Source organism: Hydrogenophaga sp. (assembly GCF_031426985.1).
Classification (GTDB): Bacteria; Pseudomonadota; Gammaproteobacteria; order Burkholderiales; family Burkholderiaceae_C; genus Hydrogenophaga.
This window is the reverse complement of the sequence record NZ_JASJOY010000243.1, coordinates 1-1,590: the sequence shown is the minus strand read 5'-3', so window position 1 is coordinate 1,590 and position 1,590 is coordinate 1. Positions and strand designations below refer to the sequence as shown.

At 64.4% G+C, this 1,590-nt stretch carries 3 protein-coding genes; 1 reads left to right on the top strand and 2 read right to left on the bottom strand.

The window, feature by feature from the left end:
• Positions 1-2 precede the first annotated feature (2 nt).
• Positions 3-179, top strand: coding sequence for a PIN domain-containing protein (locus RMP09_RS23860; RefSeq protein WP_310568461.1), 177 nt, complete (start codon positions 3-5; stop codon positions 177-179).
• A gap of 120 nt (positions 180-299) precedes the next feature.
• On the opposite strand, the gene cynS is transcribed toward RMP09_RS23860, so the two are convergent.
• Together cynS and RMP09_RS23850 are read right to left on the bottom strand one after the other, a co-directional pair.
• Complete coding sequence (gene cynS / locus RMP09_RS23855) at positions 300-743, bottom strand: cyanase (protein WP_177136509.1); 444 nt, start codon at positions 741-743, stop codon at positions 300-302.
• Positions 744-781: 38 nt separating this feature from the next.
• Positions 782-1,576 carry an ABC transporter ATP-binding protein gene (locus tag RMP09_RS23850; RefSeq protein ID WP_310568460.1) on the bottom strand — a complete coding sequence of 265 codons (795 nt, stop codon included), beginning with the start codon at positions 1,574-1,576 and terminating at the stop codon, positions 782-784.
• Positions 1,577-1,590: the final 14 nt, after the last annotated feature.

Below are 1,590 nucleotides of genomic sequence, written 5' to 3'. Positions count from 1 at the left end.
CGCTGGACACGGCGACGGCCTTGCTCGCAGCCGACCTGCACCGCCAGCACAAACTCGCCACCGCCGACGCCATCGTCTACGCCACGACCGTGAAACACGGCGCCGAACTGCTGACCTGCGATGCGCATTTCAAAGGCCTGCCTGGCGCCGTGCTTTTCCCCAAAGCGGCTGTTCGCTGAACCAGTCCGACCAGGGCGGCCACCGGCGCGAAGTGGCCCAACCCAGGGCGCCGCGGAACCGGCTTCGCCGGGCCGCCAGCGCCGCCCCCTGGGGGGTGACGCCGCAGGCGGCGCGGGGGGTCAATATTGTTTATAGGGCAGGAACTTGCCCGACATCACGATGTTCACGCGGTCACCGTTCGGGTCGGCCTGGCGCTGCATGTCCATCTTGAAATCGATCGCGCTCATGATGCCGTCGCCGAACTCTTCGTGGATCAGTTCCTTGAAGGTGGTGCCGTAGACGCTGACCAGTTCGTAGAAGCGGTAGATCAGCGGGTCGGTCGGCACGCTGGTGGGCAGCGAGCCCTTGTAGGGCACCACCATCAGCCACTTCTGCTCGTCGGCAGAGAGGCCGAATATCTTGCCCAGCACCTTGGCCTGCGCCGGTGTGGCGGTCATCTGGCCCAGGCACAGGGCCGTGGTCCATTCCTTGGACTGGCCCACCTTCTTGGCCACGTCGGCCCAGCTCAGGCCTTTGCTGACTTTGGTGGAGATGATTTTTTCGGTGACGTCGAGTCGGCTCATGGTGTTGCCTCTTGGTGTTGAAGAAGTGGGAAGTGGAATCAATGGGCTTTGGCCCGAGATACGAGGAAATCCACGATGTGATTTCTGAGGTCGTAGTAGCCGTCCAGGTGGTGCAGCTGCGCGCGCGTGCGGCTGCGCGGCAGCGGGTTGACCACCACCTCGGCCATGCCGCCGGGCCGGTAGCCTTGGTCGGTTTCCTGGCCGTTGGTCATGAGCAGGATGCGGTCGGCCAGCAGGATGGCTTCGTCCACGTCGTGCGTGATCATGAAGACGGTCTGGTGCGTCTCGCGCACGATGGCCATCAGTTCATCCTGGATGGTGCCGCGCGTGAGCGCGTCGAGCGCGCCGAAGGGCTCGTCCAGCAGCAGCATCTTGGGCTGGATGGCAAACGCACGCGCAATGCCCACGCGCTGCTTCATGCCACCCGAGAGCTGGCTCGGCTTCTTGTCGATCGCGGGCAGCAGGCCGACCAGGGCGACGAACTTTTCCACGTGCAGGTTGATCTGCGGCGTCTTCCATTCGGGCCAGCGCGACTTGACGGCGAAGGCGATGTTCTGCCGCACGGTGAGCCAGGGCATGAGCGCGTGGCTCTGGAACACCACGCCGCGCTCCAGGCTGGGGCCGACGATCTCGCGGCCGTCCATGAAGCAGTGGCCGCTGGTCGCAGTGTCGAGCCCCGCGAGCACGTTGAGGATGGTGGTCTTGCCGCAGCCGCTGTGGCCGATGATGCAGACGAACTCGCCCTTGTCGATGGTGAACGAGACGTCGGCGAACACCGGCTTGTCCGCCTGGTAGGCCTTGGCGAGCTGTTCGACTTTGAGGAAACCGGACATCGGAGAAACCTTTT

What these genes read in the sequence shown, in the direction of transcription:
- cynS (WP_177136509.1), bottom strand. Translation starts at nt 743, where the DNA reads ATGAGCCGACTCGACGTCACCGAAAAAATCATCTCCACCAAAGTCAGC.
- RMP09_RS23850 (WP_310568460.1), bottom strand. Translation starts at nt 1,576, where the DNA reads ATGTCCGGTTTCCTCAAAGTCGAACAGCTCGCCAAGGCCTACCAGGCG.